General features: G+C 66.1%; 17 protein-coding genes and 1 pseudogene. 13 read left to right on the top strand and 5 right to left on the bottom strand.

Going from position 1 to position 20,495, the window contains the following annotated elements:
* The first annotated feature begins 11 nt into the window (after positions 1 to 11).
* From rpmA to proB, 3 genes are read left to right on the top strand one after another with little or no spacing between them, the layout of a single operon-like run.
* Positions 12 to 278, top strand: coding sequence for a 50S ribosomal protein L27 (rpmA, locus tag A5645_RS13100; protein WP_065036985.1), 267 nt, complete (start codon positions 12 to 14; stop codon positions 276 to 278).
* A 56-nt stretch (positions 279 to 334) separates the two neighbouring features.
* Positions 335 to 1,786 (top strand): GTPase ObgE, encoded by a 1,452-nt coding sequence (obgE, locus tag A5645_RS13095; RefSeq protein WP_065129805.1) that lies wholly within the window; start codon positions 335 to 337, stop codon positions 1,784 to 1,786.
* Positions 1,786 to 2,901 carry a glutamate 5-kinase gene (gene proB / locus A5645_RS13090; protein ID WP_065129804.1) on the top strand — a complete coding sequence of 372 codons (1,116 nt, stop codon included), beginning with the start codon at positions 1,786 to 1,788 and terminating at the stop codon, positions 2,899 to 2,901. The genes obgE and proB overlap by 1 nt, the downstream gene beginning before the upstream one ends.
* Here the strand turns inward: proB and A5645_RS13085 are convergent.
* A complete protein-coding gene (locus tag A5645_RS13085; protein ID WP_065036982.1) occupies positions 2,898 to 3,545 on the bottom strand; it encodes a TetR/AcrR family transcriptional regulator in 648 nt (215 codons plus the stop codon). The two genes, proB and A5645_RS13085, sit on opposite strands and share 4 nt — an antisense overlap.
* Before the next feature lie 125 nt (positions 3,546 to 3,670).
* On the opposite strand from A5645_RS13085, the gene A5645_RS13080 reads away from it, so the two are divergent.
* Together A5645_RS13080 and A5645_RS27760 are read left to right on the top strand one after the other, a co-directional pair.
* Positions 3,671 to 4,930 (top strand): cytochrome P450, encoded by a 1,260-nt coding sequence (locus tag A5645_RS13080; RefSeq protein ID WP_065036981.1) that lies wholly within the window; start codon positions 3,671 to 3,673, stop codon positions 4,928 to 4,930.
* A 206-nt stretch (positions 4,931 to 5,136) separates the two neighbouring features.
* Positions 5,137 to 5,310 (top strand): hypothetical protein, encoded by a 174-nt coding sequence (locus A5645_RS27760; RefSeq protein ID WP_155767991.1) that lies wholly within the window; start codon positions 5,137 to 5,139, stop codon positions 5,308 to 5,310.
* Here the strand turns inward: A5645_RS27760 and A5645_RS13075 are convergent.
* Entirely contained in the window at positions 5,294 to 6,127 is an 834-nt protein-coding gene (locus A5645_RS13075) for an NAD-dependent protein deacetylase (RefSeq protein ID WP_065036980.1), read from the bottom strand. The genes A5645_RS27760 and A5645_RS13075 overlap by 17 nt on opposite strands.
* 83 nt (positions 6,128 to 6,210) lie before the next feature.
* On the opposite strand from A5645_RS13075, the gene A5645_RS13070 reads away from it, so the two are divergent.
* The gene (locus A5645_RS13070; protein ID WP_065036979.1) at positions 6,211 to 8,259 is read left to right on the top strand and encodes an NAD(+) synthase; all 2,049 of its coding nucleotides are present in this window, start codon (positions 6,211 to 6,213) and stop codon (positions 8,257 to 8,259) included.
* Positions 8,260 to 8,278: 19 nt separating this feature from the next.
* Here the strand turns inward: A5645_RS13070 and A5645_RS13065 are convergent.
* Together A5645_RS13065 and A5645_RS13060 are read right to left on the bottom strand one after the other, a co-directional pair.
* Positions 8,279 to 9,605 (bottom strand): annotated as a pseudogene (locus tag A5645_RS13065) (HNH endonuclease signature motif containing protein).
* Positions 9,606 to 9,681: 76 nt separating this feature from the next.
* Complete coding sequence (locus A5645_RS13060; RefSeq protein WP_065129802.1) at positions 9,682 to 10,542, bottom strand: PfkB family carbohydrate kinase; 861 nt, start codon at positions 10,540 to 10,542, stop codon at positions 9,682 to 9,684.
* Between the two features lie 70 nt (positions 10,543 to 10,612).
* On the opposite strand from A5645_RS13060, the gene A5645_RS13055 reads away from it, so the two are divergent.
* From A5645_RS13055 to A5645_RS13025, 7 genes are all read left to right on the top strand, one after another.
* Positions 10,613 to 11,374 carry a hypothetical protein gene (locus A5645_RS13055; protein ID WP_065129800.1) on the top strand — a complete coding sequence of 254 codons (762 nt, stop codon included), beginning with the start codon at positions 10,613 to 10,615 and terminating at the stop codon, positions 11,372 to 11,374.
* Positions 11,375 to 11,515: 141 nt separating this feature from the next.
* A complete protein-coding gene (locus A5645_RS13050; RefSeq protein WP_065036790.1) occupies positions 11,516 to 13,696 on the top strand; it encodes an adenylate/guanylate cyclase domain-containing protein in 2,181 nt (726 codons plus the stop codon).
* The gene (locus tag A5645_RS13045) at positions 13,696 to 15,099 is read left to right on the top strand and encodes a mechanosensitive ion channel domain-containing protein (protein ID WP_065129799.1); all 1,404 of its coding nucleotides are present in this window, start codon (positions 13,696 to 13,698) and stop codon (positions 15,097 to 15,099) included. Before A5645_RS13050 ends, A5645_RS13045 begins: the two co-directional genes overlap by 1 nt.
* A 110-nt stretch (positions 15,100 to 15,209) precedes the next feature.
* Positions 15,210 to 15,722 carry a hypothetical protein gene (locus A5645_RS13040; protein WP_065129798.1) on the top strand — a complete coding sequence of 171 codons (513 nt, stop codon included), beginning with the start codon at positions 15,210 to 15,212 and terminating at the stop codon, positions 15,720 to 15,722.
* Between the two features lie 43 nt (positions 15,723 to 15,765).
* Positions 15,766 to 17,013: a glutamate-5-semialdehyde dehydrogenase gene (locus A5645_RS13035; protein WP_065129797.1), complete on the top strand. Its 1,248-nt coding sequence runs from the start codon at positions 15,766 to 15,768 to the stop codon at positions 17,011 to 17,013.
* A gap of 14 nt (positions 17,014 to 17,027) precedes the next feature.
* The gene (locus tag A5645_RS13030; protein WP_036358503.1) at positions 17,028 to 17,903 is read left to right on the top strand and encodes an AAA family ATPase; all 876 of its coding nucleotides are present in this window, start codon (positions 17,028 to 17,030) and stop codon (positions 17,901 to 17,903) included.
* Complete coding sequence (locus A5645_RS13025; RefSeq protein ID WP_065036786.1) at positions 17,903 to 19,345, top strand: vWA domain-containing protein; 1,443 nt, start codon at positions 17,903 to 17,905, stop codon at positions 19,343 to 19,345. The genes A5645_RS13030 and A5645_RS13025 overlap by 1 nt, the downstream gene beginning before the upstream one ends.
* Before the next feature lie 85 nt (positions 19,346 to 19,430).
* Here A5645_RS13025 and A5645_RS13020 read toward each other — a convergent pair whose 3' ends face one another.
* Positions 19,431 to 20,423 carry a class I SAM-dependent methyltransferase gene (locus A5645_RS13020; RefSeq protein ID WP_172830534.1) on the bottom strand — a complete coding sequence of 331 codons (993 nt, stop codon included), beginning with the start codon at positions 20,421 to 20,423 and terminating at the stop codon, positions 19,431 to 19,433.
* Between the last annotated feature and the right edge of the window lie 72 nt (positions 20,424 to 20,495).

Below are 20,495 nucleotides of genomic sequence, written 5' to 3'. Positions count from 1 at the left end.
AGGCGACAGACATGGCACATAAGAAGGGCGCATCCAGCTCCCGCAACGGTCGTGATTCCGCCGCTCAGCGGCTGGGCGTCAAGCGATTCGGCGGCCAGGTCGTCAAGGCCGGCGAGATCCTGGTTCGCCAGCGCGGCACCAAGTTCCACCCGGGCGTCAACGTCGGCCGCGGTGGCGACGACACGTTGTTCGCCAAGGAAGCCGGTGCGGTCCAGTTCGGCGTAAAGCACGGCCGCAAGACCGTCAACATCGTCGCAGCCGGGCAAAGCGCCGACTGAGCGCAGCGCGGGTGTGTTCGGAGACCACACCCGTTGGCTGATTGAGAGGAAGCCCGATGCCTCGATTTGTCGATCGGGTCGTCATTCACGCGCGCGCGGGTTCCGGCGGAAACGGCTGCGCATCGGTGCACCGCGAGAAATTCAAGCCGCTCGGCGGACCTGACGGCGGCAACGGCGGCCGTGGCGGCAGCATCATTTTCGTCGTCGACCCGCAGGTGCACACCCTGCTCGACTTTCACTTCCGTCCCCACGTGACCGCTGCGTCCGGCAAACAGGGGATGGGGAACAACCGTGACGGTGCGGCCGGTGCGGATCTGGAAGTCAAGGTGCCCGACGGCACCGTCGTGCTCGACGAGAACGGCCGGATGCTGGCCGACCTGGTCGGCATCGGCACCCGCTTCGAGGCCGCCGCCGGAGGCCGGGGCGGTCTGGGCAACGCCGCGCTCGCCTCGCGCGCCCGCAAGGCCCCCGGCTTCGCGCTGCTCGGCGAGCCCGGCCAGGCCCGCGACCTGACCCTAGAACTCAAGACCGTCGCCGACGCGGGCCTGGTCGGGTTCCCCTCGGCCGGCAAGTCTTCGCTGGTGTCGGTGATCTCGGCGGCCAAGCCCAAGATCGCGGACTACCCGTTCACCACATTGGTGCCCAATCTGGGCGTGGTGTCGGCAGGGGAGAACGCGTTCACCGTCGCCGACGTGCCCGGATTGATCCCCGGCGCGTCCGAGGGACGTGGCCTGGGACTGGACTTCCTGCGGCACATCGAGCGGTGCGCGGTGCTGGTGCATGTGGTGGACTGCGCCACCGCCGAACCGGGCCGCGACCCGATCTCGGACATCGACGCGCTGGAAGCCGAACTCGCGGCCTACACCCCGACGCTGCAGGGCGATGCCGCGCTGGAGGACCTCGCCGAGCGGCCACGGGCTGTGGTGCTGAACAAGATCGACGTGCCCGAAGCCCGCGAGTTGGCCGAGTTCGTCCGTGACGAGATCGCCGAGCGGGGCTGGCCGGTGTATCTGGTGTCGACGGTCACCCGGGAAGGCTTGCAGCCGTTGATCTTCGGGCTCTGGCAGATGGTTTCGGACTACAACGCCGCCCGCCCGGCGGTGGTGCCGCGCCGCCCGGTGATCCGCCCGGTGCCCGTTGACGACAGCGGCTTCAGCGTGCGGCCCGACGGCGAGGGCGGCTTCGTGGTGAGCGGCGCCCGTCCCGAACGCTGGATCGGGCAAACGGATTTCGACAACGACGAAGCCGTCGGCTATCTGGCCGACCGCCTGGCCCGCCTGGGCGTCGAGGACGAACTGCTGCGGCTCGGCGCCCGCCCCGGATGCGCGGTGACGATCGGCGAGATGACGTTCGATTGGGAGCCGCAAACCCCTGCGGGAGGCCAGGTTCCGCTGACCGGTCGGGGCACCGACGTGCGGCTGGAACGCAACGAGCGGGTGGGCGCCGCGGAGCGCAAGGCCGCCCGGCGGCGGCGCCGCGAACCGGGCCCGTCAACGGGTGGCGGTTGATGAGCAGTCCGCATCGGGAGGCCATCCGGACCGCGCGCAGCGTCGTCGTCAAAGTCGGCACCACCGCGCTGACCACCGACGCCGGCATGTTCGACGCGAGCCGGCTGGCCGAGCTCGCCGACGCGATCGAGGCCCGGATGAAGGCGGGTTCCGACGTCGTCATCGTCTCCTCGGGTGCCATCGCCGCGGGATTGGAACCGCTCGGATTGCCCCGTCGCCCAAAGGATCTGGCGACCAAGCAGGCCGCCGCCAGCGTCGGGCAGGTGGCTCTGGTCAACTCGTGGAGCGCCGCCTTCGCCCGGTACGGGCGCACCGTGGGCCAGGTGCTGCTGACCGCGCACGACATTTCGATGCGGGTGCAGCACACCAACGCCCAGCGGACCCTGGACCGACTGCGGGCCCTGCACGCCGTGGCGATCGTCAACGAGAACGACACCGTGGCCACCAACGAGATCCGGTTCGGCGACAACGACCGCCTGTCGGCCCTGGTGGCCCACCTGATCGGGGCGGATGCCCTGGTGCTGCTGTCCGACATCGACGGCCTGTATGACTCGGACCCGCGCAAATACCCGGGCGCGAGGTTCATTCCGGAGGTGACGGGTCCGGCCGACCTGGCCGGCGTGGTTGCTGGCCAAAGTAGTCATCTTGGGACCGGGGGGATGGCCTCGAAGATGTCGTCGGCGCTGTTGGCCGCGGATGCCGGAGTGCCCGTTTTGCTCGCGCCCGCAACCGCCGCGGCCGCCGCGCTCACCGACGCCTCGGTGGGTACGGTGTTCGCCCCGCGGGCCGAGCGCATGTCGGCGCGCCGGTTCTGGGTGCGATACGCCGCCGAATCCACCGGCTCCCTGACCCTGGACGAAGGCGCCGTGCGTGCGGTGGTCGGCCAACGTCGCTCGCTGCTGCCGGCGGGCATCACCGCGGTGTCGGGCAGGTTCTTCGGCGGCGACGTCGTCGAAATCTGTGGGCCCGATGCAGCCGTGGTGGCGCGCGGAGTGGTCGCCTACGACGCGGCCGAGTTGGCGACGATGGTGGGCCGGTCCACCTCGGATCTGCCCGCCGAGTTGCGCCGGCCCGCGGTGCACGCCGACGACCTGGTCGCGGTGACGCCCGTCTAGCTGTGGGCGGGCTTGAGATATAATGCGCCCCAAACGATTTCGGCCAGCGTAGCGGCCAGCAATTCGTCGTACTCGGGGTCCGCCTCGTTCGGGTGCGTCGGCAGGTTCTGCTGGCAGGCTCGCTCCACCATCCAGGTCAGCGCACTGGCGGTGATGTCCGCCGGCAGCTCCCGCCGGATCACACCGTCGGCCTGGCCGTCCACGATCACGCGGGTGAGTCGCCGAGAGATCGCGGTCAGGATTTCGCGGTACGTCGCCGCCGTCACCGGATCGTAGGCCGCCATCTCGTTGAGTGCGGTCAGCACCGGCTCATGACGCCGGTAGCTCGCCACGATCCCGGCCATCGCCGCCTGCACGTCGGCGGGATCGTGGCGGCCGGCCACGCCCCACCAGCGTTCGCCGTCGTCGGCCAGGTCGGTGAACACCTGGACGGCCAGGCAGCGCAGCAAGTGGCCCTTGTCCTCGAAGTAGATGTAGAAGGTGGCGCGGGAAATGCCCGCCGCGGTGGCCAGCCGGTCCACGCTGAGCTCGGTGAAGCTGGCGCCGTCACGCATCAATCGCTCGGTGGCGTCGAGCAGCCGCCGTTCCATGTCTTGGCGCCGCTCCTGGCGCTTGGCCTGCGGATTGCGGGTCACCGATGGCATAGCACCTCCCTGTTTGCTGCAGCATAACCCCATGTCGGACGTCTTGACTAGACATAGTGTCTAGACATATGGTCGTGCTAATGCGTGACCGGCGTCATAGCCGGCTCCGAAGAGGGGATCGCCATATGACAGCGACGCTGATCAACACCCGTCCGTACGACTCCGTTGACGTGTCCTCGCGGGCGTTCTGGTCCACCACGGCCGCCGAGCGGGAACGCTCATTTGCCGTGCTGCGTGCCGAACGTCCGGTCAGCTGGCAACGGCCGGTCGAGGACGACCTGTTACACGATCCGAACGATCCGGGGTACTGGGCCGTTACCCGCCGGGCCGACATCGTCGCGGTCAGCCGCAACAGCGAGGTGTTTCTGTCGGGCAAGGGGGTGATGTTTGCGAACGTCCCCGAGGAGCTGCTCGAAGCGTCGCAGTCGTTCCTGGCCATGGACCCGCCGCGGCACACCAAGCTGCGCAAGCTCGCCCACGCGGCATTCACTCCCCGGCAGGTCCGGCGGATCGAGGAGTCGATCAACGCGAACGCCAGGGCCATCGTCGAGGAATTGCGGGCCGCCGGCAGCGGCGTGGATTTCGTTGAATATTGCGCCAAAGAGCTTCCGATCCGGACGCTCTCCGACATGGTGGGCATACCTGAATCCCGTCGGCAGCAGGTGGCGCACGCGGCAGACGCGTTGGTGTCGTGGGCCGATCCCGTTTTCCTCAACGGGCGTAACCGCCTCGAGGTGCTGTTTGAGAACCAGGCGTACCTGCACCAGGTAGCCGGTGAACTGGCCGCAGAGCGTCGCGAAAACCCGGGTGAGGACCTGTTCAGCAGCCTGGTCACCGCGGAAGTGGACGGCGACCGACTCACCGATGCCGAGGTGGCCGCCTTCTTCGTGCTGCTCTCCGTCGCCGGCAACGACACCACCCGCCAGACCATCAGCCATGCGCTGAAGGCGCTGACCGACTTCCCCGCGGAACGGGCCTGGTTGATGGCGGCCTTTGAAGACCGCATCGGCACGTCGGTTGAGGAGTTCATCCGCTGGGCGACCCCGGTCATGACATTTCGGCGCACCGCCGCAACGGATTTCGAGCTCGGCGGACAGCAGATCCGCGCGGGGGAGAAGGTCGTCATGTTCTACGCCTCGGGCAATTGGGACACCGAGGCCTTCGACCACCCGGAGCGGTTCGACCTGAGTCGCAGCCCCAACCCGCACGTCGGCTTCGGTGGCGGCGGGCTGCATTTCTGCCTTGGTGCCCACGTGGCCCGAGCCCAGCTGCGAGCCATCTTCAGCGAGTTGCTCCGTCAGCTGCCCGACATTCAGGCGGGCGAACCGGCGTACCTCGCGGGCAATTTCGTGCATGCCATTCGCGCCATGCCCTGCACTTTTTGATGAACCCGCGCTAGGGGAGTACGGTCGCGCAAGTTCGTGGTGCTGTGCTCTGGCTCGTGTCCAGTGACCGAATTGTGTCGTCACTGGTATCGCTGATGTGTTCCAAGAATCCTTAGAGTTTTTGTACAGCCGCCTCCGACATGCTTTTTCGCATCAAGAGACGGCCGCCATGCCGGTCGCAACGAAGCGAAACATGGGAGTTCATCATGTGGGCATTGACAACATCGCACGGCCGTCGGGTCGACGGGATTTCCAGCGAACAGGACGCTCGGCTCGCGGTACAACTGCTCGGTAGCTCTCGGGTCATCGGCCCCTACTCCTGGCAGGTCGTCGACAACCGGGGACAACAGTTCGTCGCCGAGGTCAGAAAGACGCGCTGATCACGAGTTCGTCGGCCAACAACGCCAACAGCTCCGAACAGCCGCCGTCCACCTTGACCGTGGCCAGGTCGTCACCGCGGGTGCGGCCCCGGTTGAGGATCGCGACGGGAATGCCGGCCGCGGCCGCGTGCCGCACGAATCGATAGCCGGAGAACACCGTCAGGGACGACCCGGCCACCAGCAGCGCTTCGGCTGCGTCCACCAATGAATATGCTTGTACTACGCGCTCTTTGGGGACAGTCTCGCCGAAGTAGACGATGTCGGGCTTGAGCATGCCGGCGCAGCGCGGGCAATCCAGGTAGCGGAACGACGTGGTGTCGGCGACGACGGCATCGGCGTCGGGGGCCACCGCCAGCCCGCCGACGGCTTCAGAACGCTCGATGAAGCCGGGATTGAGCGCTTCCAGTTGCTCGGCCAGCGTGGACCGGCTCATCGTGAAGCCGCAACTCAAACACACCACCTGCGCGTAGGTGCCGTGCAGATTGACGACGTTGCGGCTGCCCGCCTTGGTGTGTAACAGGTCGACGTTCTGCGTGATGACACCGGTCACCACGCCCGACCGTTCCAACGCGGCCAGCGCCCGGTGTCCGGCATTGGGTGCAGTGTCGTCCATGTGCCGCCAGCCGACGTGGTTGCGCGCCCAGTACCGCTGCCGGAACACCGGGTCAGTGGTGAACTGGCGGATGGTCATGGGATTGCTGGGCGGCGAGTCAGGCCCGCGGTAATCGGGTATGCCCGAATCCGTGGAAAGTCCCGCGCCAGTCAGCACCGCAACCCGGCGACCGGACAGCAGCGCGACGAGCTCAGGAGATTCCACTCAACCGAGACTAAGCATTGATGGACACCCCGTCATCTGACGCCGACTTCGGGGATGCGACAGTAACGCGAGAATGGAGGGTAATGAGCTTCTACTCCGCATACCGGCACGGGTTCGTCCGCGTGGCTGCGTGCACGCACCACACCGCGATGGCCGACCCACCGGCCAATGCCGCGGCCGTCCTCGGTTTGGCGCGCCAGTGTCATGACGACGGCGTGGCGCTGGCGGTATTTCCCGAGCTGACGTTGTCGGGCTACTCGATCGAGGACATTTTGCTGCAGGATTCCCTGCTGGACTCGGTTGAAGAGGCCCTGGATGAGATCGTCGCCGCGTCGGCCGACCTGCTGCCGGTACTGGTGGTGGGCGCCCCGCTGCGGCATCTGCACCGCATCTACAACACCGCGGTGGTCATCCACGGCGGCGAGGTGCTCGGCGTCGTCCCCAAGTCGTATCTGCCCAACTATCGGGAGTTCTACGAACGCCGCCAGATCGCGCCCGGCAACGGCGAGGGCGGCACGATTCGTATCGGTCGCCTCGACGTCGAAGTCCCGTTCGGTTCGGACCTGTTGTTCGCCGCCTCCGACCTGCCGGACTTCGTGCTGCACGTCGAGATCTGCGAGGACATGTTCGTGCCGGTACCGCCCAGTGCCTCGGCGGCGCTGGCCGGTGCGACGGTGCTGGCCAACCTGTCGGGTAGCCCGATCACCATCGGCCGGGCCGAGGACCGGTGCCTGCTGGCTCGCTCCGCGTCGGCGCGGTGTTTGGCCGCATACGTGTATGCCGCCGCCGGGCCGGGCGAGTCGACGACCGACCTGGCCTGGGACGGCCAGACCATGATCTGGGAGAACGGCAACCAACTGGCGTGCTCCGAGCGGTTCCCGACGGAGGAGCAGCGGTCGGTCGCCGATGTCGATACCGGGTTGCTGCGCTCCGAGCGGTTGCGGATGGGCACCTTTGACGACAATCGCCGCCATCATCGGGCGGTCGCGGACTCCTTCCGGCGCATCGAGTTTCGCGTCGACCCGCCGGACGGCGACATCGGCCTGCTGCGCAACATCGAACGCTTTCCGTTCGTTCCGGCGAATCGCGAACGGCTGGAACAGGATTGCTACGAGGCCTACAACATTCAGGTAGCCGGGCTCGAACAGCGGCTGCGGGCGCTCGACTACCCGAAGGTGATCATCGGTGTGTCCGGCGGTCTGGATTCCACGCACGCGCTGATCGTCGCGGCGAAGGCGATGGATCGGGAGGGCCGGCCGCGCAGTGACATCCTGGGCTTCACCCTGCCGGGCTTCGCGACCGGCGAGCACACCAAGAACAACGCGATCAGACTCGGTGAGGCGCTCGGTATCACATTCGAGGAAATCGATATCCGCGAGACCGCCAAGCGGATGTTCGAGGAGATCGGGCATCCGTTCGCGCGCGGCGAAAAGGTCTACGACGTCACCTTTGAGAACGTGCAGGCCGGGTTGCGCACCGACTACCTGTTCCGGCTGGCGAACCAGCGGGGCGGCATTGTGCTTGGTACGGGGGATCTTTCGGAGCTCGCGCTGGGCTGGTCCACCTACGGTGTGGGTGACCAGATGTCGCACTACAACGTCAACGGCGGTGTGCCCAAGACGCTCATCCAGCACCTGATCCGCTGGGTCATCTCGTCGGACCAGTTCGAGAAGGAGGTGACCGAGGTCCTGCAGTCGGTCGTCGACACCGACATCACCCCCGAGCTGGTGCCCGCCGGGGAGGAAGAGGAACTGCAGAGCAGCGAAGCCAAGGTCGGACCCTATGCGCTGCAGGACTTCTCGCTGTTCCAGGTGCTGCGCTACGGGTTCCCGCCATCGAAGATCGCGTTCCTGGCCTGGCACGCGTGGAGCGACCCCGACCGCGGCAATTGGCCACCCGGCTTCCCGGAGGACAAGCGGCCGAGCTATGCGCTCAAGGACATCCGCCACTGGCTGCAGGTGTTCGTCGAACGGTTCTATTCGTTCAGCCAGTTCAAGCGCTCGGCATTGCCCAATGGCCCCAAGGTGTCCTTCGGCGGCTCGTTGTCGCCGCGCGGGGATTGGCGTGCGCCGTCGGATATGTCCGCGAAGATCTGGCTCGACCAAATCGAGCGCGAGATCCCCGAGGACTGATCGCCAAACTTCCCTGACGTCAAGCCGGTTCGTCGTCTTCATCCGCGAAGAGTCTTTCCGGGTGATGGAAGGTGTTGATTTTCGGTTGGCCGTGGTCGAGGTGGGCCGGTGGGAGCCATTGGGTTTGGCCGCGGGTGTTTTTTGCGGGTGGTCCATCCTTTTTCGGCCAGTCTGTTGTCGGGTCCACACGCGAGGGTGAGGTCGGTGATGTCGGTGCGCCCGGTGGTGGTCCAGCCGGTGACGTGGTGGACCTCGGTGTGATACGGCGGTTGGTCGCAGCCGGGGCGGGTGCAGCCACCGTCCAGGGCGTGCAGCATGAGGCGTTGTGCGGGGTTGGCGAAGCGCTTGGCGTGGTAGAGGGCCAGGGGTTTGGCGTCGTCGAAGATCGCCAAATAGTGATGTGCTTGGGCGGCCATGCGGATCAGGTCGGGCATCGGGATGAGGGATCCGCCGCTGGTGCGGGCCTTGCCGGTGCCGGCTTCGAGATCCTTGAGCGTGGTGGTGACGATCACGGTGACGGGTAGGCCGCGGTGCTGGCCCAGCTGTTCGGAAGCGAACAGGGTTCGGATGGCGGCGGCCAGGGCGTCGTGGTTGCGCTGCCCGGTGCTGCGCAGATCAGCCTTGGCCTCATCGGCGGGGTTGGCCATGCCGGGGGCGGCGAGTTTGGCGAGCATGGCTTCGATCAGCGCCCGTAGTTCGGGGGTGATCAACCCGGACAGGCGCGTCATGCCATCAAACTCTTGCTTGCCCAGCATCAGCGTGCGTTTGCGGGCGCGGTCCTCATCGGTGTAGTCGCCGTCGGGGTGCAGCAGGTCCATGAGTTGGCGGGCGTATTGGGCGACCTGCTCGGGGCGGTACGCGCGCGCCTTGTCGGCTAGGTCGGCTTCGGCGGCCTCGCGGGTGAACACATCGACGTGGGTGGGTAGGTGGGTGAAGAAGTCGCGGATGACTTTGATGTGTCCGTCGCCGATCAATCCTTGTCGCTGGGCGCGTGCGGTGGCGCTCAACGTCGGCGCCAAGGGTTGCCCGGTCAATGCGCGCCGTTCACCGAGATCCTCGGCCTCGCCGATACGGCGGCTGGCTTCGGCTTTGGTGATCCGCAACCGATCGGCCAACGCGCACGACAGGGTGCCGCCCAATTCTTCGGTGCCGGCTTGGGCGCCGAGTTCGTTGATCAGCACATGCTGGGGCACCCGCAGCCGCCGGCCCACCCGCTCCAAGCGCTCCAAGGCCCGCAACCGCTCCGGATTCGTCAACACCTCGAACGACAACGCGCACAACCGATCCAACTCGGCATCGAGCGCGTCGAAGACCTCCACGATCTCCTCACGCGAACTCGAAACCATAGCCACATGCTATGCGCAGACACTGACAACTCTTCTTCAGCAGAACGCTGAAAGGCAGTCAGTACAACATATTTCGCTATTCGAGCGCCGCTTCGATCGCCGCGGCGTCCGGCGCGCAATCACCCGCTCCGCGAACCAGCGTCGCCAATGCGCCCGCCGCACAGGCTCGTCGCAACGCCAACAAACGCTGCTCAGGCGAGCCCGGATCAGCCGGCCAATTCGCCGCCAGCGCACCGGCGAACACGTCACCGGCGCCAGTCGTATCGACCGCGGCAACGCCAGGGGCGGGCACCTCGAACTCGCCGTCGACGCCAACGTACCGGGCACCGCTCGCACCCAGGGTGACCACCAAATGAGGCGCTTGCCAGCGCCATTCGGTCACCTCGTGTTCATTGGCGACCACCACATCGGTGACGCCAGCCAGTTCGGCCAGTGCGTCGGCATCCGATCCGGCGGGTGAGGCATTGAGCATCACAACCGCCCCGGCCCGCTTCGCCTGCCGCGCTGCCGCCAACGCCATGGTTACCGGAATCTCCAACTGGGTCAACAACACATCGCAGTCGTCGAAAACATCCGGCGTCAGCGTCAGGTGCCGATTGGCGCCGGGGGCCACCACGATCGTGTTCTCGGCACCGGCATCGACGACGATGACTGCGGTTCCGCTCGGCCCGGGTTGCCGCACGACCCCGTCCAGGCCGACACCCGCGGACAGCAGGTGCGCCAACAATTGGTCAGCGGCCGCGTCCGCACCGACCGCGCCGACGAATTGCACCCGGGCACCGGCTCGTGCCGCGGCCACCGCCTGATTGGCGCCCTTGCCGCCAGGGGCATGTGTCAACGATGAAGCCAGCACCGTCTCGCCGGGCCGGGGCAGCTTGGCGACGTCCAGGGTCACGTCGAGGTTCACGCTGCCGACCACGACCACCCGCGTTGACATGTCGTCGAGGGTAGAAGCATTTCCCTAAACTTGGGCACGGTAGGTGACACCCCGTGATTACCTAGCGGCCATGGACATGTTGGTCACGTTCGTCAGCTGGGGAGTGCCGGCTGCCATCGTGGTACTCATCGCGGTCAGCCGTTACCGAATCAAAAAGCCGAACTTCGCGGGCCCTCCGTTGACCGGCATAGCCCACGTCCGATCGCTGGAGTCGACGGGCACGGTGATCGACAACAGGTATGTCTGCAAGATCGGTCTGAGTGTCGAACTGTCTGACCGTGAACCCTATGAAGTGACCGTTCGGCAAGCGGTGCATCCCATTTCGTTGGCTTCGGTGCAGCCGGGTTTGATCGTGCGCGTGCAGGTTGACTCAGCCAACCCGCAGAAGGTCCGAATCGAATCCGGACCGCCGACGCATCCGACATCGGCAGGGTCGCAACCGCCCCCGAGTGCCGCGGCAATCGCGGCGGCGTACAACCAGCTCAAGCAGCGGCACGGAGGCAGTTCGGGGCGGTGGGCGTCGGCGGCGGAATTGCTCGCGACCGGCCAACGGGTACCGGGGGTGCTGAAGTCCTTCGCGGCCACCGGAAACACGTTGCGAACCCTGGGCAGGGCGGCGACCGCGATGCCCGAACTCCTCGATGCCCCGCAGTATGTCATCGAGATGGAGCTGCGGTTTCCCAACCTGGCACCCGTGGTCGGTCGAAGCGTCCAGTCGGTGCCGCCGGAGCACGTGCCATACCTTGCCATTGGCCTCGAACTCCCCTGTGCAGTAGACCCTGCTGATCCTTCGCATCGATTCGTCGTCGACTGGGAGCGCGCCGTGCACTGAGCACCGTAGCGTCACTCTTTGGTGGAAGCCAGGACACAAGACGGCGTCACTTTTTCACCGAAGACCGATATCTGCCGGCCCGCAAGCTAATCTGCACCGTGACCGGGGACCCGTAGCAGACCGGTAGCAGAAGGAAGCCGATTGACGTCGGGTGAGCCAACAGAGCCAACGCCGGAGAGTGTCAGCGCTCCGGCCAAAAGGCGTTTCCGGCCGCGGCTGCCGGGGATTCGTTTCCGCGTCAGCATTCAGTCCAAAATCCTGATCGCCCTGCTGCTGTCGAGCATCCTGTCGGTGGCGGTGATCGGCGTCCTGGCCGGCATCTCCGGTCGCAGTGCCTTGCGTGAAGTCGAGTCCGAGCGGCTTATCGAACTGCGCGAGTCCCAGAAACGGCAGATCGAGGCGCTGTTCACCGAAGTCACGAATTCCCTGGACGTTTACAGCAGCGGGTTCAGCGTCGACCAGGCGGTGGTTGCGCTGTCCGCCGGATTCAATCAGTTGGCCAACGCCACTATCAGCGGACCGCAACAGCAGGCGATCGTCGACTACTACGAGAATCGCATGATCAAGCCGATGCAGCGACTGACCGGTGAAGACATCGATCTCAACGCGGTGCTGCCGAAAACCAACGCGCAGCGGTACCTTCAAGCCAATTACACGGCCGCGTCAAAGCCTGACTCGACTCCGGTGCTGGACGCCGGCGATGGCAGCGCATGGTCGGCGGCCAACGCGCGCTACGACTTCTACATGCGCGACATCGTGAAGCGCTTCGACTACCGGGACGCGCTGCTGTTCGACATGGACGGCAACGTGGTGTACTCGGTGCGGAAGGGGCCGGACCTCGGGACCAACATCCTCACCGGGCCGTACCGCGAGTCGAATCTACGCGAGGCGTATCAGAAAGCACTGCGCGCCAACGATATCGAATTCGTCTGGATCACCGACTTTCAGCCCTATCAACCGGCGCTGGGTGCGCCGACGGCGTGGGTGGTATCGCCGGTCGGCATCGACGGCAAAACCGACGGCGTCATGGCTCTGCCGGTGCCCATCGCCAAGATCAACCAGATCATGACTGCCAATAAGGACTGGGATGCCGCGGGTATGGGAGCGGCAACCGAGACGTATCTGGCGGGTCCCGACAGCTTGATGCGTTCGGATTCAAGACTTTTCCTGCAGGATCCCCAGGAATACCGGCGGGAGGTGATCGCGGCCGGGACCTCCTCGGAGATCGCCGATCGGGCGATCCGGCTGGGTGGCACCACCCTGGTGCAGCCGATTCAAAGCGCCGGGCTCAAAGCCGCCTTGCGCGGTGAGACCGGAGTGACGGTCGGCACGGATTACACCGGCAACAGGGAGCTCGAGGCGTACGCACCGCTGGACATCCCGAATTCCGATCTGCACTGGGCAATTCTGGCCACCCGGGACGACTCCGACGCGTTTGCCCGGCTGGGCAGATTCAGCAAATCGCTTGCGGTGGCGGTCGCCGGGATGATCTTCGCGATCAGCGTGGCTTCGATGCTGATCGCGCAGGCCGCGGTACGCCCCGTACGTCGGCTGGAGGAGGGGACGCAACGGATCAGCTCGGGTGACTACGAGGTCAACATTCCGATCACGTCGCGGGACGAGATCGGCGACCTCACCGGAGCCTTCAACGAGATGAGCCGCAACCTCGCGATCAAGGAAGAACTCCTCAACGAGCAACGGCGAGAGAACGATCGGCTGCTGCTCTCGTTGATGCCGGAGTCGGTGGTGCAGCGATATCGTCAGGGCGACAGCACCATCGCGCAGATGCACCAGGACGTCGCGATCATCTTCGCCGACATCGTCGGAGTCGACGAGATCTCCACCGAAGTCCCCGAGCACGAATTGGTCGGCATCGTCGACGATCTCTTCGGCCAGTTCGACTCGGCCGCAGAATCCCTTGGCGTCGAACGGATCCGCACCTTTCACAACGGATATCTGGCCAGCTGTGGCGTCATCACGCCACGACTGGACAGCCTGCATCGCAGCATCGAGTTCGCGCTCGAGATGCGGCGCATCATCGACCGATTCAACAACCAGAGCCGCCATGATCTCGGGTTGCGGGTCGGCATCAACACCGGAAACGTCGTCAGTGGATTGGTCGGCCAGTCCGGTCTGGTGTACGACATGTGGGGTACCGCCGTCAGCTTGGCCTACCAAATGCACAGTGGCGCACCGCAGCCGGGCATTTACGTGGCATCCCAGGTGTACGAGGCGATGCGTGATTCTCGCCAGTTCACCCCGGCGGGCACGATCTCGGTGGGCGGTACCGAGCAAACGATCTACCGGTTGTCGGAGCGCTGATGAATCCGTTGCATTCCTCCTGGTTCTATTGGGCGATCGCGGTAGCGGTCGGCTTCCCGGCCGGACTGATCCTGCTCACCGAGCTGCACCACACGCTGCTCAGAAGACGCAGCCGACTGGCCCGACAGGTCGGCATGGTGCGTAACTGGTTGCTACCGCTCGGGGCGTTGCTGCTGTTGCTGGTGAAGGCGTCGCAAATCTCGGCGGGCGACGTCCCGGTGCGACTCCTGACGACGGTGTTCGGGTTCCTGGTCCTGGTGCTGCTGCTGTCCGGTCTCAACGCCACGGTGTTCGAAGGCGCTCCTGAAGACAGTTGGCGCAAGCGGGTTCCGGCGATCTTCCTAGATGTCGGCCGCTTCGCGCTGATCGGGCTGGGCCTGGCGGTGATCCTGTCCTACATCTGGGGGGTGCGGGTCGGCGGTGTGTTCACCGCGCTCGGAATCACCTCGGTGGTGATCGGCCTGATGCTGCAGAACTCGGTCGGTCAGATCGTCTCGGGCTTGTTCATGCTCTTCGAGCAGCCCTTCCGGATCAACGATTGGCTGGACACGCAGTCCGCGCGGGGACGAGTTGTCGAGGTGAACTGGCGCGCCGTGCACATCCAGACCGGAAGCGGCATGCGGATCATGCCGAATTCGATGCTGGCCACGACCGCCTTCACCAATCTCAGCCGTCCCGCCGGCCCGCACAAGGTCGCGATCACCACCACCTTCGCTACCTCGGATCCGCCCGACAAGGTGTGCGCGATGTTGTCGTTCGTGGCCAGCGGGCTGCCGCTGATCCAGCCCGGCACGGTACCGACCTCGGTAGCGCTGGGTGGTGGCGAATACCGCACCACGATCAGGGTTGGTTCGCCGTCGGACGCAGGAGACACCGAGGCGACGTTCCTGCGCTGGGTCTGGTACGCCGCGCGCCGGCAGGAGCTGCATCTGGACGGCGCGGATGACGACTTCTCGACGTCCGAACGGGTCCGGCAGGCGTTGCGCACGGTGGTCGCGACCGAACTCCGCCTCACCCTCGCCGATCAGCAGTTCCTCGCCCCCTACGCCCGGATCGTGAGGTACGGCGCCGACGAGAAGGTGCAGTACGCCGGGGCGATCCCCACGGTGATGACGTTCCTGGTCGCGGGGAGTGTGCGGCTGACCGTCACCGACGAGGACGGTGTCGAAGTTCCCGTGACCACGCTCGACGAGGGTTCGTTCATCGGGATCACCGCGCTGACTAGGCAACGCAACGTGGCCGCCGCCTACGCGCTGGAAGAGGTCACCGCGCTCGAGATCGACCGCGAACACATCGAGCAAATCGTGATGGACAAGCCGCTGCTGCTACAGGACCTGGGTCGGCTGATCGAGGAGCGGCAGCGCAAGGCAAAGCGGGTGACCCAGCGCCAGCCGGTGAGCTGAACGGGGTCGATCGGGTTTTCTGAACAATCCTCCCCAGTGTGCCGGTACTTCGCGTTATCGTTTGCCACACAATTCAGCGCCCGAGCCGTACAGACGGAAGGTTGTTTGCCATGTCGCTTTTGAAGACCTCCGCCGAGTTGCTCTGCGTTGCAGCTGTCCTCGTCCCCGCGGCCGGCCACCCGCCGACCGCTTCGGCGGATCCGAGCAAACTGATGGGAATGCTGCCCGAGGGCTTTTCGTCCAGCAATTGCCAGGTCAAGCCGGCGAAGGCGCCCGCAGTGGAAAAGGTCACCTGCGACGAGAGCACCGTGTCCGGCGGACCCAGCGAGGCGGCTTTCGGGCTGTTCGGTAACCCCGACGACATGCAGGCGAGCTTCAAACAGGTCGGCGGCGACAAGATGACCATCCAGTCGTCCTGCCCGGGCAACCAGGTGTCGCCGGGGCCCTGGACGTACGGCAGCAGCGGCAAGACCGGCGGGCAGGTGGAATGCGCCACCATGACCCTGAATTCGGTCACGCATCCGATCGTCGTATGGAGCGACGAATCCAAACTCAGGGTCGCCATGATCGTCGGCGCCGACATGGACGGCCTCTATCAGTGGTGGAGGACTAAGTCCGGCTGACCCACGCTGCGTGAATCGGCGCGCATGCCGATACCCTGGATCAATGAGTTTGCACGCACCTGCGCTTCCCGATCTGCGCAAAGAGGTGCATGACGCCGCCCGCCGTGCCCGAGTGGCGGCCCGCTTCCTGGCTTCCGTACCGACCGCGGCCAAAGACCGCGCGCTGCACGCCGCCGCCGACGCGATCCTGGCCAACGTCGACCGGATCCTGGCCGCCAACGCCGAGGACCTGAACGCCGCGCGCGACGCCGACACCCCCAACGCGATGCTCGACCGGCTGGCACTGAACCCGCAGCGGGTCGACGGCATCGCCGCGGGGCTGCGGCAGGTCGCCGGGCTGCCCGACCCGGTCGGTCAGGTGTTGCGCGGATCCACCCTGCCGAATGGGCTGCAGCTCCGTCAGCAGCGAGTTCCGCTCGGCGTGGTCGGAATGATCTACGAGGGCCGCCCGAACGTCACGGTCGATGCCTTCGGCCTGACGCTGAAATCCGGCAACGCGGCCCTGCTGCGCGGCAGCTCCTCGGCGGCGCGGTCCAACGAGGCGCTGGTCGAGGTGCTGCGCGAGGCCTTGACCGGTCAGGATCTGCCGGCCGACGCGGTCCAACTGCTCTCATCGTCCGACCGCGCGACGGTCACCCACCTGATCCAGGCCCGCGGCCTGGTCGACGTCGCGATTCCCCGCGGCGGCGCGGGCCTCATCGAGGCGGTGGTGCGCGACGCGCAGATTCCGACCATCGAGACCGGCGTCGGCAACTGCCACGTGTACGTGCACGAATCCGCCGACCTGGACGTCGCCGAGCGGATCCTGCTCAACTCCAAGACTCGTCGACCGAGTGTGTGCAACGCCGCCGAGACCCTGCTGGTCGATGCCGCGATCGCCGACGAGGCGATGCCCCGGCTGCTGGGCGCGCTGCAAGGCGCCGGCGTCGCCGTGCACACCGATGCGGGTGAGGACGACCTGCGCCGCGAGTACCTTGCGATGGACATCGCGGTCGCCGTGGTCGACGGCGTGGACGCCGCCATTGCCCACATCAACGAATACGGCACCGGGCACACCGAAGCCATCGTGACGACGAACCTTGCTGCGGCACAGCGGTTCACCGAACAGGTCGATGCGGCCGCGGTGATGGTCAACGCTTCCACCGCCTTCACCGACGGCGAGCAATTCGGGTTCGGCGCCGAGATCGGCATCTCCACCCAGAAACTGCACGCCCGCGGCCCGATGGGGCTGCCGGAATTGACCTCGACCAAATGGATCGTGTGGGGCTCCGGCCAAACCCGTCCGGCCTAAACCTAGGAGACTCAATGAGCGTGCCCGCACGGCCTGTGCCGCTGTTCGCCGACATCGCCGACGTTTCGCGACGGCTCGCCGAGACCGGTTACCTTCCCGACACCGCCACCGCGACAGCGGTTTTCCTGGCTGACCGGCTCGGCAAACCGTTGCTGGTGGAAGGTCCGGCCGGGGTCGGCAAGACCGAACTGGCCCGCGCCGTAGCGCAGGCCACCGGATCGGGGCTGGTCCGGCTGCAGTGCTATGAGGGCGTCGACGAGGCCCGCGCCCTGTATGAGTGGAACCACGCCAAGCAGATCTTGCGCATCCAGGCCGGCTCGGGCGACTGGGAGGCCACCAAGGACGACGTGTTCAGCGAAGAGTTCCTGCTGCAGCGTCCGCTGCTGACCGCGATCCGCCGCACCGAACCGACCGTCCTGCTGATCGACGAGACCGACAAGGCCGACATCGAAATCGAAGGCCTGCTGTTGGAGGTCCTTTCCGACTTCGCCGTCACCGTCCCAGAATTGGGCACCATCACCGCTACCCGCACGCCGTTGGTGGTGCTGACTTCCAACGCCACCCGCGAGCTCTCCGAGGCGCTCAAGCGCCGCTGCCTGTTCCTGCACATCGACTTCCCGACCCCAGAGCTGGAACGGCGCATTCTGTTGTCCCGGGTTCCCGAACTGCCCCAGCACCTCGCCGAGGAATTGGTGCGGATCATCGGGGTACTGCGCGGCATGCAACTCAAGAAGGTGCCGTCGATCGCCGAGACCATCGACTGGGGACGCACGCTGCTCGCGCTGGGACTGGACACCATCGACGACGCCGTCGTCGCCGCCACTTTGGGTGTGGTGCTCAAACACCAGTCCGATCAGCAGCGCGCGGCCGGTGAGTTAAGGCTGAACTGATGGCCACCCGCCGTATCCGCCCGTCCCGGCCGCTCGCCCCGCATGGGCTGCCCGGTCATCTGGTCGGTTTCGTGGAAGCCCTTCGCGCCAGCGGCATTTCGGTGGGACCGTCGGAGACGGTGGACGCCGGCCGGGTGATGGCCACGCTGGGTCTGGGCGACCGCGAGGTGTTGCGGGAGGGCATCGCGTGTGCGGTGCTGCGCCGGCCGGATCACCGGGACACCTACGATGCGATGTTCGACCTGTGGTTCCCCGCAGCGCTGGGCGCCCGCGCAGTGGTGAGCGAGGACGACGCGGCGGGTGACCCCGACGGCCTGCCGCCCGACGACGTCGAGGCAATGCGGCAGATGCTCTTGGATCTGCTGAACGAGAACCCCGAACTGGCCGACATGGACGAGCGACTGGTGCGCATGATCGCCCGGATCGTGGAGGCCTACGGAAAATACAACTCCAGCCGGGGCCCGTCCTTCTCGTCGTATCAAGCGCTCAAGGCCATGGCGCTGGACGAATTGGAGGGCAAGCTACTGGCCGGCCTGCTCGCCCCCTACGGTGACGAACCCTCGCCCAGCCAGGAACAGATCGCCAAGGCGCTTGCCGCACAGAAGATCTCACAGCTGCGCAGGATGGTCGACGCGGAGACGAAGCGGCGCACCGCCGAACAGTTGGGTCGCGACCACGTCCAGATGTACGGCATCCCCCAGCTCTCGGAGAACGTCGAATTCCTGCGAGCGTCCGGTGACCAGTTGCGGCAGATGCGCCGCGTGGTGGCCCCGCTGGCGCGCACCCTGGCCACTCGGCTCGCTGCCCGGCGCCGTCGTTCCCGCGCGGGCACGATCGACCTGCGCAAGACGCTGCGCAAGTCGATGTCCACCGGTGGCGTGCCGATCGACGTGGTGCTGAAGAAGCCGCGCCCCGCGCGTCCGGAGTTGGTGGTGCTGTGCGATGTCTCGGGTTCGGTCGCCGGGTTCAGCCACTTCACTTTATTGCTGGTACACGCTCTGCGCCAACAGTTTTCGCGGGTGCGGGTGTTCGCGTTCATCGACACCACCGACGAGGTGACCCACATGTTCGGCCCGGAGGCCGACCTGGCCGTGGCGATCCAGCGGATCACCCGGGAGGCGGGCGTGTTTGCCCGGGACGGACACTCCGACTACGGCAACGCGTTCGTCTCGTTCGTGCAGGCCAACCCCAACGTGCTGTCGCCGCGCAGTTCACTGCTCGTGCTGGGCGACGGGCGCACCAACTATCGCAATCCGGCCGTCGATGTGCTGGCCGACATGGTGACGGCCGCCCGGCATGCGCATTGGCTCAACCCCGAGCCCAAACACCTCTGGGGTAGCGGGGATTCGGCGGTGCCGCGCTACGAAGAGGTCATCACGATGCACGAATGCCGGTCGGCCAAGCAGCTGGCGGCGGTCATCGACCAGCTACTGCCGGTCTGAGCAGACGCCGAGCGTCACGCCAGAGTGGCGATCGACGTCCAGCGCCACGCCAGCGTGACGCTCGCCGCTGGGGCAAGCGCGTCAGTCAGCGGGTTTTGCGGAACACCAGCCAAGACATCTCGATCGGGCTGTCGTCACGTCCCACCGGGAAGATGTCGAGCCCGCTGACCCAGTCGGCGTACCAGCTGGTGGGCGGCCAAGCGCCGGGCGGCAGGTGCGCTTTCTCATACTCGTACACCGAGTCCTCGCCCACCAGCTCGAGCGGCAACCCGGCCGCCGCGTTCGACAGTTCCGCTCTGGTGAAAATGCTGGTGTACGCCTGCTGACCGAATTCGCGTGCCACGCCGTCAAGTTCGTAACCGTGGCGGGGTAAGAACGCATTGAACACCAACCGGCCGCCCGAGCCCAGGCAGTGCGCGGCGAGTTCGAACAGGCCACGCAACTGCTCGGTGGTACGGAAATCGGACACCACCTCGGAGAGCAGGATCAGTTGATAATCCTCTCGCAGATCTTCCGTCGTCTCGAAGACGTTGCGCACGATCACTCGCAGATCCAGCGCATCCCGCTGGGCTTCGGCCCGGATGATCTCGGCGAATTTCGGAGTCATCTCCACCACGTCCACGGGATGTCCGCGCCGTGCCAGCGGAAGGGCGTTGCGCCCGGTGCCGGCACCGATATCGAGCACCGGATGCGCGCTGGGGTCCGCGGCTTCGTTGGCCAGCGCCCACACCCTCGCGTCGGGTTCGGTGCCGAAAAGCGGCGGCTCGCGGGTGCTGACCCAGTTGTCATAGGCCTCGGCCACGCTGAACCAGCGTGTGCTCACTTGATAGTGCAAAGTCGGGCCGACCGCGGCGTTGTAGGAGATGACGATGTTGGATCGGTGGGAAATGGAATACGCCTCGGTCAACTGGGTCTGCAGCACGGTGCGCAGATGGGCGATTTCCTCGTCATTGAACTTCCTGCCCACGCCCGCGAAGATGCCACTGCACATCTCGACGTACTCGTCGAGCATGCTCGGGACGGCGGGCAGCGAAATCTCCCCGGTGACAACCGAGCGGGTGTAGAGGCGCCGGGTCATGGCGTCTTTCCACGCTTTGGCTTGATCTACCGAGCTCAACGGCGCATTTTCCACAGATCTTCTTCTACACGA

Source organism: Mycobacterium asiaticum (assembly GCF_001673635.1).
Lineage (GTDB): Bacteria > Actinomycetota > Actinomycetes > Mycobacteriales > Mycobacteriaceae > Mycobacterium > Mycobacterium asiaticum_C.
This window is presented reverse-complemented; position numbering and strand designations above follow the sequence as displayed.

What these genes read in the sequence shown, in the direction of transcription:
- obgE (WP_065129805.1), top strand. Translation starts at nt 335, where the DNA reads ATGCCTCGATTTGTCGATCGGGTCGTCATTCACGCGCGCGCGGGTTCC.
- A5645_RS13025 (WP_065036786.1), top strand. Translation starts at nt 17,903, where the DNA reads ATGGCCACCCGCCGTATCCGCCCGTCCCGGCCGCTCGCCCCGCATGGG.
- A5645_RS13045 (WP_065129799.1), top strand. Translation starts at nt 13,696, where the DNA reads ATGAATCCGTTGCATTCCTCCTGGTTCTATTGGGCGATCGCGGTAGCG.
- A5645_RS13070 (WP_065036979.1), top strand. Translation starts at nt 6,211, where the DNA reads ATGAGCTTCTACTCCGCATACCGGCACGGGTTCGTCCGCGTGGCTGCG.
- A5645_RS27760 (WP_155767991.1), top strand. Translation starts at nt 5,137, where the DNA reads ATGTGGGCATTGACAACATCGCACGGCCGTCGGGTCGACGGGATTTCC.
- A5645_RS13020 (WP_172830534.1), bottom strand. Translation starts at nt 20,423, where the DNA reads ATGACCCGGCGCCTCTACACCCGCTCGGTTGTCACCGGGGAGATTTCG.
- proB (WP_065129804.1), top strand. Translation starts at nt 1,786, where the DNA reads ATGAGCAGTCCGCATCGGGAGGCCATCCGGACCGCGCGCAGCGTCGTC.
- A5645_RS13040 (WP_065129798.1), top strand. Translation starts at nt 15,210, where the DNA reads ATGTCGCTTTTGAAGACCTCCGCCGAGTTGCTCTGCGTTGCAGCTGTC.
- A5645_RS13030 (WP_036358503.1), top strand. Translation starts at nt 17,028, where the DNA reads ATGAGCGTGCCCGCACGGCCTGTGCCGCTGTTCGCCGACATCGCCGAC.
- A5645_RS13035 (WP_065129797.1), top strand. Translation starts at nt 15,766, where the DNA reads ATGAGTTTGCACGCACCTGCGCTTCCCGATCTGCGCAAAGAGGTGCAT.
- A5645_RS13080 (WP_065036981.1), top strand. Translation starts at nt 3,671, where the DNA reads ATGACAGCGACGCTGATCAACACCCGTCCGTACGACTCCGTTGACGTG.
- A5645_RS13060 (WP_065129802.1), bottom strand. Translation starts at nt 10,542, where the DNA reads ATGTCAACGCGGGTGGTCGTGGTCGGCAGCGTGAACCTCGACGTGACC.
- A5645_RS13085 (WP_065036982.1), bottom strand. Translation starts at nt 3,545, where the DNA reads ATGCCATCGGTGACCCGCAATCCGCAGGCCAAGCGCCAGGAGCGGCGC.
- rpmA (WP_065036985.1), top strand. Translation starts at nt 12, where the DNA reads ATGGCACATAAGAAGGGCGCATCCAGCTCCCGCAACGGTCGTGATTCC.
- A5645_RS13055 (WP_065129800.1), top strand. Translation starts at nt 10,613, where the DNA reads ATGGACATGTTGGTCACGTTCGTCAGCTGGGGAGTGCCGGCTGCCATC.